Annotated in this window: 20 protein-coding genes; 9 read left to right on the forward strand and 11 right to left on the reverse strand. The window is 62.8% G+C overall.

Annotation, left to right across the window (positions count from 1 at the left end; genetic code table 11):
• Positions 1-665: response regulator transcription factor (locus WAO69_RS02675; protein WP_422176479.1), on the reverse strand; the 665-nt coding region annotated here is incomplete at its 3' end.
• A 136-nt stretch (positions 666-801) separates the two neighbouring features.
• On the opposite strand from WAO69_RS02675, the gene mce reads away from it, so the two are divergent.
• Together mce and WAO69_RS02685 are read left to right on the forward strand one after the other, a co-directional pair.
• The gene (gene mce / locus WAO69_RS02680; protein ID WP_422176481.1) at positions 802-1,206 is read left to right on the forward strand and encodes a methylmalonyl-CoA epimerase; all 405 of its coding nucleotides are present in this window, start codon (positions 802-804) and stop codon (positions 1,204-1,206) included.
• A gap of 83 nt (positions 1,207-1,289) precedes the next feature.
• Complete coding sequence (locus WAO69_RS02685; protein WP_422176483.1) at positions 1,290-1,565, forward strand: DUF1467 family protein; 276 nt, start codon at positions 1,290-1,292, stop codon at positions 1,563-1,565.
• Positions 1,566-1,614: 49 nt separating this feature from the next.
• On the opposite strand, the gene WAO69_RS02690 is transcribed toward WAO69_RS02685, so the two are convergent.
• The 4 genes from WAO69_RS02690 to WAO69_RS02705 all read right to left on the reverse strand — a co-directional run bounded on the left by WAO69_RS02690 (position 1,615) and on the right by WAO69_RS02705 (position 4,419).
• Positions 1,615-2,319 carry an EI24 domain-containing protein gene (locus WAO69_RS02690; RefSeq protein WP_422176485.1) on the reverse strand — a complete coding sequence of 235 codons (705 nt, stop codon included), beginning with the start codon at positions 2,317-2,319 and terminating at the stop codon, positions 1,615-1,617.
• Positions 2,304-2,882, reverse strand: a complete 579-nt coding sequence (locus WAO69_RS02695) for a nitroreductase family protein (RefSeq protein WP_422176487.1) — start codon at positions 2,880-2,882, stop codon at positions 2,304-2,306. The genes WAO69_RS02690 and WAO69_RS02695 overlap by 16 nt, the downstream gene beginning before the upstream one ends.
• A 124-nt stretch (positions 2,883-3,006) precedes the next feature.
• Positions 3,007-4,110 carry a class II histone deacetylase gene (locus WAO69_RS02700; RefSeq protein ID WP_422176489.1) on the reverse strand — a complete coding sequence of 368 codons (1,104 nt, stop codon included), beginning with the start codon at positions 4,108-4,110 and terminating at the stop codon, positions 3,007-3,009.
• Positions 4,111-4,173: 63 nt separating this feature from the next.
• Entirely contained in the window at positions 4,174-4,419 is a 246-nt protein-coding gene (locus tag WAO69_RS02705; RefSeq protein WP_422176491.1) for a hypothetical protein, read from the reverse strand.
• 118 nt (positions 4,420-4,537) lie between these two features.
• Here WAO69_RS02705 and WAO69_RS02710 point away from each other — a divergent pair, with 118 nt between their 5' ends.
• The 4 genes from WAO69_RS02710 (at position 4,538) to WAO69_RS02725 (ending at position 6,154) form a co-directional block, all read left to right on the forward strand.
• Positions 4,538-5,257, forward strand: a complete 720-nt coding sequence (locus tag WAO69_RS02710; RefSeq protein ID WP_422176493.1) for a M48 family metalloprotease — start codon at positions 4,538-4,540, stop codon at positions 5,255-5,257.
• A 110-nt stretch (positions 5,258-5,367) separates the two neighbouring features.
• A complete protein-coding gene (locus WAO69_RS02715; protein WP_422176495.1) occupies positions 5,368-5,631 on the forward strand; it encodes a DUF6455 family protein in 264 nt (87 codons plus the stop codon).
• Positions 5,628-5,900, forward strand: coding sequence for a DUF6455 family protein (locus tag WAO69_RS02720; protein WP_422176497.1), 273 nt, complete (start codon positions 5,628-5,630; stop codon positions 5,898-5,900). Before WAO69_RS02715 ends, WAO69_RS02720 begins: the two co-directional genes overlap by 4 nt.
• On the forward strand, positions 5,897-6,154 hold the full coding sequence (locus WAO69_RS02725; protein ID WP_422176499.1) for a DUF6455 family protein: 258 nt from the start codon (positions 5,897-5,899) through the stop codon (positions 6,152-6,154). Before WAO69_RS02720 ends, WAO69_RS02725 begins: the two co-directional genes overlap by 4 nt.
• Here the strand turns inward: WAO69_RS02725 and WAO69_RS02730 are convergent.
• The 3 genes from WAO69_RS02730 to WAO69_RS02740 form a co-directional block, all read right to left on the reverse strand.
• A complete protein-coding gene (locus WAO69_RS02730; protein WP_422176501.1) occupies positions 6,127-6,528 on the reverse strand; it encodes a thiol-disulfide oxidoreductase DCC family protein in 402 nt (133 codons plus the stop codon). The two genes, WAO69_RS02725 and WAO69_RS02730, sit on opposite strands and share 28 nt — an antisense overlap.
• A 59-nt stretch (positions 6,529-6,587) precedes the next feature.
• A complete protein-coding gene (locus WAO69_RS02735) occupies positions 6,588-6,830 on the reverse strand; it encodes a CDGSH iron-sulfur domain-containing protein (RefSeq protein ID WP_422176503.1) in 243 nt (80 codons plus the stop codon).
• 96 nt (positions 6,831-6,926) lie between these two features.
• Positions 6,927-7,361: a DMT family transporter gene (locus WAO69_RS02740; RefSeq protein WP_422176505.1), complete on the reverse strand. Its 435-nt coding sequence runs from the start codon at positions 7,359-7,361 to the stop codon at positions 6,927-6,929.
• 288 nt (positions 7,362-7,649) lie between these two features.
• Here WAO69_RS02740 and WAO69_RS02745 point away from each other — a divergent pair, with 288 nt between their 5' ends.
• Together WAO69_RS02745 and WAO69_RS02750 are read left to right on the forward strand one after the other, a co-directional pair.
• Positions 7,650-8,009, forward strand: coding sequence for a c-type cytochrome (locus WAO69_RS02745; protein ID WP_422176517.1), 360 nt, complete (start codon positions 7,650-7,652; stop codon positions 8,007-8,009).
• Complete coding sequence (locus tag WAO69_RS02750) at positions 8,009-8,419, forward strand: c-type cytochrome (protein ID WP_422176507.1); 411 nt, start codon at positions 8,009-8,011, stop codon at positions 8,417-8,419. Before WAO69_RS02745 ends, WAO69_RS02750 begins: the two co-directional genes overlap by 1 nt.
• Before the next feature lie 2 nt (positions 8,420-8,421).
• Here WAO69_RS02750 and WAO69_RS02755 read toward each other — a convergent pair whose 3' ends face one another.
• Together WAO69_RS02755 and WAO69_RS02760 are read right to left on the reverse strand one after the other, a co-directional pair.
• Positions 8,422-9,108, reverse strand: a complete 687-nt coding sequence (locus WAO69_RS02755; RefSeq protein ID WP_422176509.1) for a hypothetical protein — start codon at positions 9,106-9,108, stop codon at positions 8,422-8,424.
• 102 nt (positions 9,109-9,210) lie between these two features.
• On the reverse strand, positions 9,211-9,615 hold the full coding sequence (locus WAO69_RS02760; RefSeq protein ID WP_422176511.1) for a PaaI family thioesterase: 405 nt from the start codon (positions 9,613-9,615) through the stop codon (positions 9,211-9,213).
• A 123-nt stretch (positions 9,616-9,738) separates the two neighbouring features.
• Between WAO69_RS02760 and WAO69_RS02765 the strand changes: the two genes are divergently transcribed.
• Positions 9,739-10,053 carry a hypothetical protein gene (locus tag WAO69_RS02765; protein WP_422176513.1) on the forward strand — a complete coding sequence of 105 codons (315 nt, stop codon included), beginning with the start codon at positions 9,739-9,741 and terminating at the stop codon, positions 10,051-10,053.
• A gap of 147 nt (positions 10,054-10,200) precedes the next feature.
• Here WAO69_RS02765 and WAO69_RS02770 read toward each other — a convergent pair whose 3' ends face one another.
• Positions 10,201-10,332: a hypothetical protein gene (locus tag WAO69_RS02770; RefSeq protein WP_422176515.1), complete on the reverse strand. Its 132-nt coding sequence runs from the start codon at positions 10,330-10,332 to the stop codon at positions 10,201-10,203.
• Positions 10,333-10,557 lie beyond the last annotated feature (225 nt).

Below are 10,557 nucleotides of genomic sequence, written 5' to 3' on the forward strand. Positions count from 1 at the left end.
GCCTGGGCCGTCACGGGGCGGCCTGCGGCGCGGGTTGCAGCCAGGTCGCGCGCGGCCATGGCCAGCGCATCATCGCGCGCACTGATCGCGACGCCGCCCAGAAATTGCGCGGCATAGTCCAGCATCTTGCCATCGCCCGCATCGGTCAGCACTTCGGCGGCATGGGCCATGTCATCGCGAAAGGCCATCGGATCGGGATCGATCACATCCTCGACCAGATGGCGCGGGCCGGGGGGCTGCCTGTCGGCGGGAAGATGCGACAGGATCGCCGTCTGGAAGGTGGCCAGCGAATGGATCGGTTTTGCCAGGAACGCATCGGCACCGGCGCTGAGCGCGGCATCGGCCTTGCCGTCATCGCCCGAGCTGGCCAGCAACACGCCGATACGCGGGATTGCCGTGCTGAGATCCGCGATCAGATCGAGACCGGAGCCATCGGGCAACCCCAGATCGACGACCACCGCCGAGGGGCGATAGACCTGAAGATGGCGGCGCGCGGCGCGCAGGCTGTCGGCACGGCGGATGCGCGCGCCACTGCGCAGGCACAACAGGCGCATCGCCTCGGAGGCATAGCGGCTGTCTTCGACCACAAGCACGGTCAACCCCAACAGGGGCCGCGCAGCGGTGGGTTGGCGCAACGTGGCGGCGAAGGGGTCCGAATCGTCCATGTCAGGCTCCTGTGCTGAGATCTTCCAAATCTTGCGCAATTTCGGCTAACAGGAGGTTAACGCAGCCTGCGACCCTTGCCCTGCGCGCCCGGAATCCGCATAACCGGCACACCCTCAGGATCCAAGGAGTTCTGCCATGATCGGTCGTCTCAACCATGTCGCCATTGCCGTGCCCGATCTCGAAGCGGCGGCGGATCAGTATCGCACCGCTTTGGGTGCCACTGTCGGCGCGCCGCAGGATGAGCCGGATCACGGGGTGACGGTGATCTTCATCGAACTGCCCAATACCAAGATCGAATTGCTCTATCCGCTGGGCGAGGACAGCCCGATCAACGGGTTTCTGGAAAAGAACCCGTCGGGCGGCATTCACCATGTCTGCTATGAGGTGGATGACATCCTGGCGGCCCGTGATCATCTCAAGGCGACCGGCGCGCGTGTGCTGGGCAGCGGCGAGCCCAAGATCGGTGCTCATGGCAAACCGGTGCTGTTCCTGCATCCCAAGGATTTCAACGGCTGTCTGGTCGAGTTGGAACAGGTCTGAGCGCGGCGCTGCATTGACGCAGCCCCTTGCCTGCGCGCCAGGCGGTCTTAGGTAACGCGAAACACAACCCTTCGGAGGTTTGGATGGGTATCACCTCGGCGCTCGTGCTTTATGCCGTGATCTGGTTCATGACCTTTCTGGTCGTTCTGCCCATCCGGGTTCAGACACAGGGAGACCTGAACGAGATCGTTCCGGGCACCCATGCGGGCGCGCCCGAGCATCATCACCTGAAGAAAAAGGCCTGGATCACCACCGGCGTCGCCTTCGGTCTTTGGCTTGTCACCTCGGGTATCATCCTGTCGGGATGGATCTCGGTGGATGATTTCGATCTCTTCCATCGCACATTCGGCCACGGCTGAGGCTTTGGCGTTGCGCGGATAGGCCTGCAGGGGGCGGTCTGCGCTCTGGTCAGTCCTGTCGTTCCAGGCGATGGAAGATATGGGTGAAGGTGGCCGCTCCGATAATCGGGATCAGCAGGTTCAGCAGCGGAATCGACAGGGGCACGGCCATGAGCGCGCCGGCCAGCCAGATCGTTCCCGAATAGGTCTTGCGCAGCTCTTTTGCCCGCGCGCGCCCGACGCGCCGGATGGCTGCCAGCGTGAAATACTCCCGGCCAAGCAGGAAGCCGTTCAGCCCCCAGAAAATGAACAGCGCGGCCGGCGCAAAGAGCACATAGAGAAAGATTGCCAGAACATTTGCCGCCACCAGAACACCGAGGAAATTGACCGTATCACGCAGCGCGTCCCCAAAGGGCACAGGCATTGGGCTGGGCAGGCCGGGGTAATGCACCGCCTCGACCGCGTCTGCCACGGTATCGAGAAACATCGAGGTGATCGCCGAGGCGACCGGCATCATCAAGAACACGGACAGCACCAGCATCACCAGCACGGATGACACGCTGAGCACATCGTCAAGCCAGGTGACCTGGCCGATCAGCGGCAGGCCGACCTCGTCCGTGACCAGCATCTGCACCAGAGCCAGCAGACCCGCCGTCGCCGCCACAAGCAGCGCCAGCGTCAGCGCGATGCCAAGCAGCAGCACGCGGCGAAAGCGACGATCCCCCATCTGGCCGAGGGCGGCAAAGAACGAGGAGAAGACTACTGAGATACCCATTCGGTGATCGCCTCCAGATCCGGGCGCGGCCGCTCGGGCGGTGCGTTGGTTTCCGTGCCGATATGGATGATCCCGGCGATGCGTTCCTGTGCTGAAAGACCAAAGCCCCGGGCGCGGAACTCGGGATCATGCGAGGGCCAGCCCGACAGCCAGTTCGCGCCCCAGCCTGCCGCCAGGGCCGCGTTCAGCAGCGCAAGACAGACCGCACCGGCGGAATAGGTCTGTTCCAGTGGCGGGATTTTATCGGAAGGCTTGGGGCTTTCGACCACCACAACCGCAAGATTGCCCATGTCGAACTGCGCGCGGGCCTTGGTGATGTCTTCTTCGGTCTTTCCAAGGGCTGCGCCACGGGTGGCAACAAGATCAGAGAGCCGCGCAAAGCTGGCCCCTTCCAGCACGATGAAACGCCAGGGTTCCAGCTTGCCGTGATCGGGTGTGCGTGCGGCAGCCGTCAGCAGAACCTGCAGCGTGTCGCGATCCGGGATCGGGGTTTGCAGGGTTTTGGCAGGGCGCGAGCGACGCGTCAGGAGGAAATTCAGCGCGGCCTGATTTTTATCCGGCATATGTGAAGCCTTTTTACATTCGGTCTGTTGCTATCTCGGTGATTGTGGCCCGGTTTTCAAGAGCGATGCGGCATTTGCGGCCTGCGTCTTTGCTGCAGCGACCCGAGGTGCCACGGGCACCGCGTCATTCAAGGGCTCGGGCAAGATCGGCGACCTCGCGTTTGAGGAATTCGGCAAACCGGCCATTTGGCTGGCGCGCGGTGAGGTTTTTCTCCAGCGGGTCGGGTGCCGTGATCGTGCTGCCGGCCAGCGTTGCGATGGTGGCATGGCCGCAGAAGGGGACATAGACCTCGGAATAGCCGCCCTCGTGCACCAAGACGAGCTTGCCGTCACAAAGGGCATCGGCGGTTTCCTTGATCTGGCGGGTCAGCATGGCAAAGCCATTGGCGGTCAGCGACATGCGCGCCAGCGGATCGACCGCCGAGGCGTCAAACCCGCAGGCCACGATGATCATGTCGGGTCGGAACCGCTCAAGCGCCGGGCGCACGATCTGTTCCATGACATCGGCGTAGGTCGCGTCTCCGGCTCCGGCTGGCAGGGGGATGTTCATGTTGTATCCCGTGCCCGGTCCCGTGCCGCGATCTGTGACCGCTCCGGTGTCGATGGGATAGTTGCCGTCCTGATGGATCGAGATGGTGAGCACATCATCGCGCGCGTAATAGATCGCTTCGGTGCCGTTGCCATGATGCACGTCCCAGTCCAGCACGGCGACGCGGCCCAGACCGTGATCTGCCTTGGCGGCCTCGATGGCGATGGCGATATTGGCCATCAGGCAGAACCCGTTGGGGAAATCCGGCAGGCAGTGATGTCCCGGCGGGCGCGAGAGCGCATAGGCATTCGTCAGCGCACCGGTCCAGACCTGCTGGACGGCAGCCTTGGCCAGACCGGCTGACAGCGCGGCATGTTCATAGCCGCCCTGTGCAAACGGGGTGCGCAGGCCAAGCTCTCCGCCGCCGGTGTCGGACATGCGCTTGAACGCATCCAGATAGCTTTCGGGATGGACGCGCAGCAGATCTTCGCGCGTGGCTTGCGGTGCCGAGTGCACCGACAGCTCTCGGGTCAGGCCGGTGACGTCCATGAGGTTCTTGAGCCGACGCTTGGTTTCGGGGCTTTCGGGCAGGCCGCCTGCGGCAAGCGGCTGGACCAGCCCGCCCAGCGGCAATGTGAAGGCATAGTTGCCGCCCCCATGCCAAAAGCAGCGTTCGTCCCAGAAAAATCCGGTTGTCATGGGCCTGTCCTTCCGGCTGTGGCGCGGGTGACTATCGCGGGAGCGGCGGAGCTTGTCGAGAGCTCAGCTGCCGGGATCAGCGGGGCGCAGAGCATAGACGCCTTCGGGCAGATCCAGGGCGGCGGCCAGATCGCGCAGCTGTTCGGGCGAGAGGGTGATCTTCTGCACCCGGTCGGTGCGCGGATCGAACTGTTCGAGGGTCACGCATTCGGCAAAGCTGTTGATGACGATGTCTTCCTGAAGAGGAACGCTCCCTTCATCGACAAGGGTGATGACGGTGGCATCAAATTCATGCTCGATTGTAAACATGCAGCCACCGTGGCGCGCCCGGCAGAGATTCGCAAGCTTGCAGGAACGTGATCTGTTCTGGCGGTGGGACTTCGCTATGGTAAGCTGTCTGCGCTGCATGCGCACAAGAGGAGTGGATATGGCGCGCGTTTCGAGATGGGTGATTGGTCTGACCATGCTTGTGCTGGCGGGCTGTGACGTGCCAGCCCCTGTGACCAGTGCACCGGCGCAGCTGACACGTGCCAGCGCGCCACAAATGACGCCCGATCAGGCCGCTCAGGCCTTTATCCAGGTCGTGCGCACCATGGAACCCGTTGCAGAGCGCGAGTGTCGCAATCGCACCCAGGGCGTGAATTGCGATTATCTGATCGTGGTGGATGACCGGCCCAACCAGCCACCCAATGCGTTCCAGACCCGCGATGAGAGCGGACGCCCGATCATCGCCTTCACCATCGGTCTGATTGCCGAAGTGCATAATCGCGATGAACTGGCCTTTGTCATGGGCCATGAGGCGGCGCATCACATTCTTGGTCATCTGGACCGCCAGCAACAGAACGCGCTGGCGGGTGCGACGATCTTTGCCGGGCTTGCCGCGCTGACCGGAGGGGCGGGGGCGGATGTCGAAGCGGCCCAGCAGATCGGTGCCATGCTGGGCGCGCGCAGTTTCTCCAAGGAGTTCGAGCTTGAAGCCGATCGCCTTGGTACGGTGATCACCCATCGCTCGGGCTATGACGTGACGCGCGGGGTCGAGTTCTTCACCCGTATTCCCGACCCCGGAAACCGGTTTCTCGGCACCCATCCGCCGAATGCGCAGCGCGCCGCGGCCGTGCGCGAAACCCTTGCGCAGATCAAGGGATAGGCCGCTTTTTCCCTTTCTGCGCGGGCTTTCCTGCGGGTTTGACCTTGATCAAGGCAGCAGATCTGTGCCGCCATATGCTGGGTTCATGCGTCCTGGAAAGGGAGAGTGCCATGCATGGACCCAAGACACTGAAGTATCATGCCGATCTTGTGGATCGGATGGCCCGGACCGTCGGCGTCGATCTGGAAGGCGCGGTTCTTGACGGCACCGCCCGGTTTGATGATCTTGCAGATGCGGTCTTGCGCTGCGCGGATTGCTCGGACCCCGGTCATTGCGCCAGGTGGCTGGCCGAGGCCGAGGCGCGCGATCAACCGCCGGGCTATTGCCGCAATGGCGATCTCTTTGCCGCCTTGAAGACCGGGGCAGCGTCATGAGGCCGCTGGGCAAACTGACGGATCATGTATGGCTTGCCAGACGGATGGGGCGCGCGGCGGATGTGGATCTGAGCCAGGCGCAGGAGAACGGCGTGCTGACGCAGCAGGATTGGGCCGATATGGTGCAGACCTGCCGGGGCTGCTCCTGGGCTCCGGATTGCGACGAGTGGTTGGGCAAGCACGCCTCGGTGCCCTGTGCGCCCGCAACCTGTCTCAACCGCGCCCGCCTTGAAGAGCTGCGGCGCAGGCAACAGGAGGCATCGGCATGAAGGATCTGGAGGAGATCGAACCCCATTTCTGGCTGACCCGCTCGGTCGCGCGCACGGTCGGGGTCAGCCTGTCACAGGCGATGGCTGCCGGCGCTTTGTCGGCTGATGAGTATGCGCGGATGGTGTCGCGGTGCCATGACGCACAATGTTCGCAGCGCTGTATGAAGTGGCTTGGCGCACAGAACGGTCGGGCCGCTGCACCCCCGCGTTTCTGTGCGCTTCTTGATCAGCTTACCGCCTTGCCACGCGCCTGACGGCGCAGATGCCAGCGATAGATCAGCGGAGCGAGCAGGTGATCATAAAGCCCGCTGGCCAGGTGCCGGATCCCCGGCATCCCGATGATGCGCGCCAGAAACCGATAGCGCGGCATGTCCTGCCAGAGCGTCAGGAAGGCCGGGATGCCCGAGAGCATCACACCCTCTCTCAGAACATAAAGCCGTCGCGCGGCCTGATCCCGGGTCAGGCCCCAATCGGCCAGATCGTCACCGTTCAGGTCTTCGAACCGCAGCGGCAGCGCCTTGGCCTTTGCATAGGCGGCATAGTGATTGATCTCGAAGCTGCACACAGGGCAGTCCGCATTGTAAAGAACACGCGTCTGCGCATCCGCTATCTTGTCGCTTTGGCTCATGGCCTACCAGATAGGCGGGCCAGTCTGCGCGTCCAGAGGCGGGGTGTCGCGGGCTGGGCTCAGAGTTTGTTATGCGCGCCATCGCAGAGCGGTGCCTTGGCGCTTGCCTTGCATCCGCAGAAATAGACGGTTCGATCGGCCTCGGCGGTGTACTTGGTCGGCGAAATACCGGTGTCCTTGTGGCTGCCGTCGCAGAAGGGCTGGCTGCTGGATTTGCCGCAGGCGCACCAGAAATAGGATTTTCCCGCCGTGACCTCGATGGGATAGGGGGCTTTCTGGGCGATGATGGGCGCGTCTGACATGTGGCGTGATCCTTCTGGCTGACTGTCTGTCGATGAGATAGTGCGGGGTGGCGTCTTGGCCATGGCGGCTGCGGTTGAAGGTCCGGCCTGTCGGGATCAGGCCTGTTGTGTGACCCAGACGCCCAGTGCCATGAGAGAGATACCCGCCGCGCGGGTGATTGACAGCGGGCTGATCTGGGCGCTGAACAGGCCGAAATGATCGATGGTCGCGGCGCTGATCAACTGACCGATCAGCACGAAGAAAACCGCATTGCCGACACCGAAATGGGGCGCGATAAAGGTGACGGACAGCACATAGAACGCCACCAGCACACCGCCCAGGAACAGATGTTTCGGCGCGGTTGCAGCCTTGAGCACAGGTGCTGGCCCGGTGATCACAACCGCGAGTGTTGCCACGCACAGGGCGACGGTGAACAGGATGGCGGCTGCAGCGGTGGGTGAGCCAATGTGTTGCCCGAGGGCGGCGTTCAGAGCCGCCAGCATCGGGATACCCATGCCTGCGATCAGCATTATCACGGCATATTGCGTCATGGCGTCTTGTCCCTTGCTCTGAATTGATCTGGATCATGGTGAGGGCGCGCGCGCTGGGCAAGCCTTGAAACCACAAGAGCGAACAAAAAGATCACCCGAAGCCTGAAGGGGCAGTGACGGTGTGTTTGGCAGGATCGCCGGACGCTGCAACGATACCCCGTGACGTACCTCTATGCCGGGTGATCACGCGCCCGCGCGGTGCGGAGAAACACAAAAGAGGAGACGCAGATGATATCGCATTGTTCTCATAGAGTGGCCGTCGCCGGACTGGCGCTGCTGTGCAGCTTCATGCCGGCTGCGGCTCAGGACCTGTTGCGCGGAGAGGGCTATTACCGCCAGCACTGTGCCACCTGTCACGGGCTGGATGCTACGGGCAACGGCCCGATGGCCGGCGTTCTGGTGATCCAGCCGCCCGATCTGACGGCCTTGACGGCGCGCAATGACGGAATGTTCCCGACAGCCCGCGTCGTGCTGCGGATTGACGGGCGCGAGCCTCTGGTCAGCCATGGCAGCCCGATGCCGGTTTACGGAGATTTCTTTGAACAGGGCCCCGATGTGGCCTTGAAAGCCCCGTCGGGCCAGCCCATTCTGACCAGCGAACCGATCGCCGATCTGGTGGCGTATCTGGACAACCTGCAAGGAACATGATGGCACAGACCAAGCTTGGATACATCGCCTCTTTCGCCTTGCTTGTCGGGGTTGGGGCTTGCGTGGCCCAAAACGAGATGCCCGGTCCGTCGGAGGGTGCAAAGATCTATGCCGATAACTGCACCGCCTGCCACGGGATGCGCGCGGATGAGGAAGGTATCCTGATTGGCGGGCAGACCGCCCCTGATCTGAGCATGATCAGTGCGCGCAATGGTGGCGTGTTTCCGCGCGCCGCCGTGCTGTCGCAGATTGACGGATATTCACGCGGTACCCACGCCGGGCAGGTCATGCCTGCCTTTGGTGCGGGCCTGACCGAGCAGAGCGTGCCTGTGGATGTGGATGGCATCATGACGCCGACGCCGCGTCCGCTGGCAGCTCTTCTGGCTTATCTCGAAGATATTCAGAAGTAAGCCTAGTCGCAGATCCCGCCGATTTCGGCATCCTTCCAGGGCAGAACCACGTCATGGGCGCGTGATTGCGGGAGCATTGAGACCGGGAAGGCCGCCTCGAGCATCTCATGCAGCCGCTTGGTGCGCTCGGCCTGGGGGGCCAGCGCGCGACAGCAGACATATTCTTCGACAATCGCGCCCTGCTGCTCATAGCCATAGTCAAGGAACGCATGTTCGACGGTCGCATCGAACAGATAGGGATCATCCGTGCGCCCGTGTTCGGCAGCGGCCTTGAGCGGGTGATAGCCGGTCACATCGCGGTTCTGCCATTGCCAGACATGGGTCATCTCATGGGCCAGCAGCATCGCTCTGATGAGGTTGAGCCGTTCAGGATAGCGCGGCATGTAATCATCCAGATACCAGTCCTGGGTAAAATGGATGCGGTTGAAGACCACCACCGCCGCAGGTCGTGCGGTGACGATGTCGGTTGTCGGGGGTGGCAGGATACGCTCGCGGCAGGTGACGCGGGGGCGCGCGGGGCGGCGAAACGTGACCGATCCGACAAGAGCCCCGCGCGCCACGCGCACCCGGTCGAGATCAACCGAAGGCCCATGGATGTTCTGGGCAAAGGCGCGCTCGGTCTCGGTCAGCGGCCGTCCGCAGCCGGTCACGAAGACAAGCGTCAGCATCAGCACGAGTGTAAGGGCCATGCGCGGGATCATCCCGTGATAAGGCCTTGCGCCGATGCTGAAATCAAGCGGTTTGATGGGCCTGTGCGCAAGCGGCGGCGCTGTGTGAGTGCGCCGCATGGCTCAGGGCAGGTAGAGCGTTGCCGAGGCGGTTGCGATCGCCTTGCCGCTGTCCTCTTCGCTCATTTCGGCGCGCGCAAAGACCAGCGCCTTGCCCGAGCGCACGATGATCGCGCGGCAGAGCACCGCGCGGCCCACGCCGGGGCGCAGGAACTGGGTGTCGAGATTCGTGGTGGCGAACAGGGTCAATTCTCCGGCGCGGGCGATGGCGGCCAGCACCATCGTGGTATCTGCCAGGGCCGCCAGGGCCTGACCGCAGACGATCCCGCCGACGCGCGCGATGTGATCGCCCAAGGGCATTCGGAACAGGCAACTGTCCGGGCCGGTTTCCAGCGTTTCGATCTGCAGGGATTTCACCCAGGGCGCGAAGTTCTCGTCGAGGATGGTCTGGATATCATGTGGTGTCATGGGCTGAATGATTGCCCGAGCCGCGCTGCCAGAGCAAGCCGTTTGCGCCATGGCCTTGCGCGGCACAGGGGATGGACCTTTGCGCGGTTGGCCTTAAAATGAAGGCGATCAAGGGAGAGCATGATGATCTTGGAATTCGTGAAGTTCGACCGCCCCGAGGGGTTTTCCGATGCGGATCTGCTGGAGGATGCACGCAGCACCGTGCCCCATTGGCAGGCCAATTCCGCGCTGATCCGCAAGCATTTCGTGACCGACGGGCCGCGGGTCATGGGGGTCTATATGTGGCCCGATCGCGCGGCGGCCCAGGCGGCGCATGACGCCCATTGGATCGCGCGGTTCAAGGCGCGCACCGGGGTGGAGCCCGAGATTTCCTATTTTGACATGTTCATGATGATCGACAACGCCGCGGGCGATGTGCGCGAGTTTCCCATCACATAGCCGGAAATTGAGCGTTTTGTACCTGTTTTGACAGGGGCAATGGACGTTTTGTACCCTCGCACAGGCGGTGGCTGATGCCAGTATCGCGCTGGCTGCGGTCTGGGTGCTGCGGGGTCGGGCACCGCCCTTGGGGGCGGTGCCGCCGGATCACTTGACCTGTTTGCCCGCGATCACCGTGCCGGATTTGCCGGCACCGGAATTGGCGGTGGCGAGGATTTTGGGTGTCTCTTTCTTGGGTTTCTTGACTTCGCGATTGCCACGATTTTTCGACTTGGACATGGGGTGTCTCCTGATCTGTCCTGGCTGCGCGGACTGCGCATCCGGGTCGTGCTCAGGGGGGTCAGGGTTGCCTGATGGGATCAGGGCGATGAACCCTAAGAGTCTGATTCAAAACTAATTGAGCGTTCTCCATTTCTTGCAAGATGCCGTGTCACGCGTCTGATGTGTGCGATGAGGATCCAAGCCTCTGCGCTCGCGATTGATTTTTCCCAATCCTTCGACAGA

Origin of the sequence: Aestuariivita sp., from assembly GCF_049276915.1 — a bacterium.
Taxonomy (GTDB): domain Bacteria; phylum Pseudomonadota; class Alphaproteobacteria; order Rhodobacterales; family Rhodobacteraceae; genus Aestuariivita.

Excerpts from the sequence above, each read along its gene's own strand:
- mce (WP_422176481.1), top strand. The coding sequence starts at position 802 with ATGATCGGTCGTCTCAACCATGTCGCCATTGCCGTGCCCGATCTCGAA.
- WAO69_RS02685 (WP_422176483.1), top strand. The coding sequence starts at position 1,290 with ATGGGTATCACCTCGGCGCTCGTGCTTTATGCCGTGATCTGGTTCATG.
- WAO69_RS02690 (WP_422176485.1), bottom strand. The coding sequence starts at position 2,319 with ATGGGTATCTCAGTAGTCTTCTCCTCGTTCTTTGCCGCCCTCGGCCAG.
- WAO69_RS02695 (WP_422176487.1), bottom strand. The coding sequence starts at position 2,882 with ATGCCGGATAAAAATCAGGCCGCGCTGAATTTCCTCCTGACGCGTCGC.
- WAO69_RS02700 (WP_422176489.1), bottom strand. The coding sequence starts at position 4,110 with ATGACAACCGGATTTTTCTGGGACGAACGCTGCTTTTGGCATGGGGGC.
- WAO69_RS02705 (WP_422176491.1), bottom strand. The coding sequence starts at position 4,419 with ATGTTTACAATCGAGCATGAATTTGATGCCACCGTCATCACCCTTGTC.
- WAO69_RS02710 (WP_422176493.1), top strand. The coding sequence starts at position 4,538 with ATGGCGCGCGTTTCGAGATGGGTGATTGGTCTGACCATGCTTGTGCTG.
- WAO69_RS02715 (WP_422176495.1), top strand. The coding sequence starts at position 5,368 with ATGCATGGACCCAAGACACTGAAGTATCATGCCGATCTTGTGGATCGG.
- WAO69_RS02720 (WP_422176497.1), top strand. The coding sequence starts at position 5,628 with ATGAGGCCGCTGGGCAAACTGACGGATCATGTATGGCTTGCCAGACGG.
- WAO69_RS02725 (WP_422176499.1), top strand. The coding sequence starts at position 5,897 with ATGAAGGATCTGGAGGAGATCGAACCCCATTTCTGGCTGACCCGCTCG.
- WAO69_RS02730 (WP_422176501.1), bottom strand. The coding sequence starts at position 6,528 with ATGAGCCAAAGCGACAAGATAGCGGATGCGCAGACGCGTGTTCTTTAC.
- WAO69_RS02735 (WP_422176503.1), bottom strand. The coding sequence starts at position 6,830 with ATGTCAGACGCGCCCATCATCGCCCAGAAAGCCCCCTATCCCATCGAG.
- WAO69_RS02740 (WP_422176505.1), bottom strand. The coding sequence starts at position 7,361 with ATGACGCAATATGCCGTGATAATGCTGATCGCAGGCATGGGTATCCCG.
- WAO69_RS02745 (WP_422176517.1), top strand. The coding sequence starts at position 7,650 with ATGCCGGCTGCGGCTCAGGACCTGTTGCGCGGAGAGGGCTATTACCGC.
- WAO69_RS02750 (WP_422176507.1), top strand. The coding sequence starts at position 8,009 with ATGGCACAGACCAAGCTTGGATACATCGCCTCTTTCGCCTTGCTTGTC.
- WAO69_RS02755 (WP_422176509.1), bottom strand. The coding sequence starts at position 9,108 with ATGGCCCTTACACTCGTGCTGATGCTGACGCTTGTCTTCGTGACCGGC.
- WAO69_RS02760 (WP_422176511.1), bottom strand. The coding sequence starts at position 9,615 with ATGACACCACATGATATCCAGACCATCCTCGACGAGAACTTCGCGCCC.
- WAO69_RS02765 (WP_422176513.1), top strand. The coding sequence starts at position 9,739 with ATGATCTTGGAATTCGTGAAGTTCGACCGCCCCGAGGGGTTTTCCGAT.
- WAO69_RS02770 (WP_422176515.1), bottom strand. The coding sequence starts at position 10,332 with ATGTCCAAGTCGAAAAATCGTGGCAATCGCGAAGTCAAGAAACCCAAG.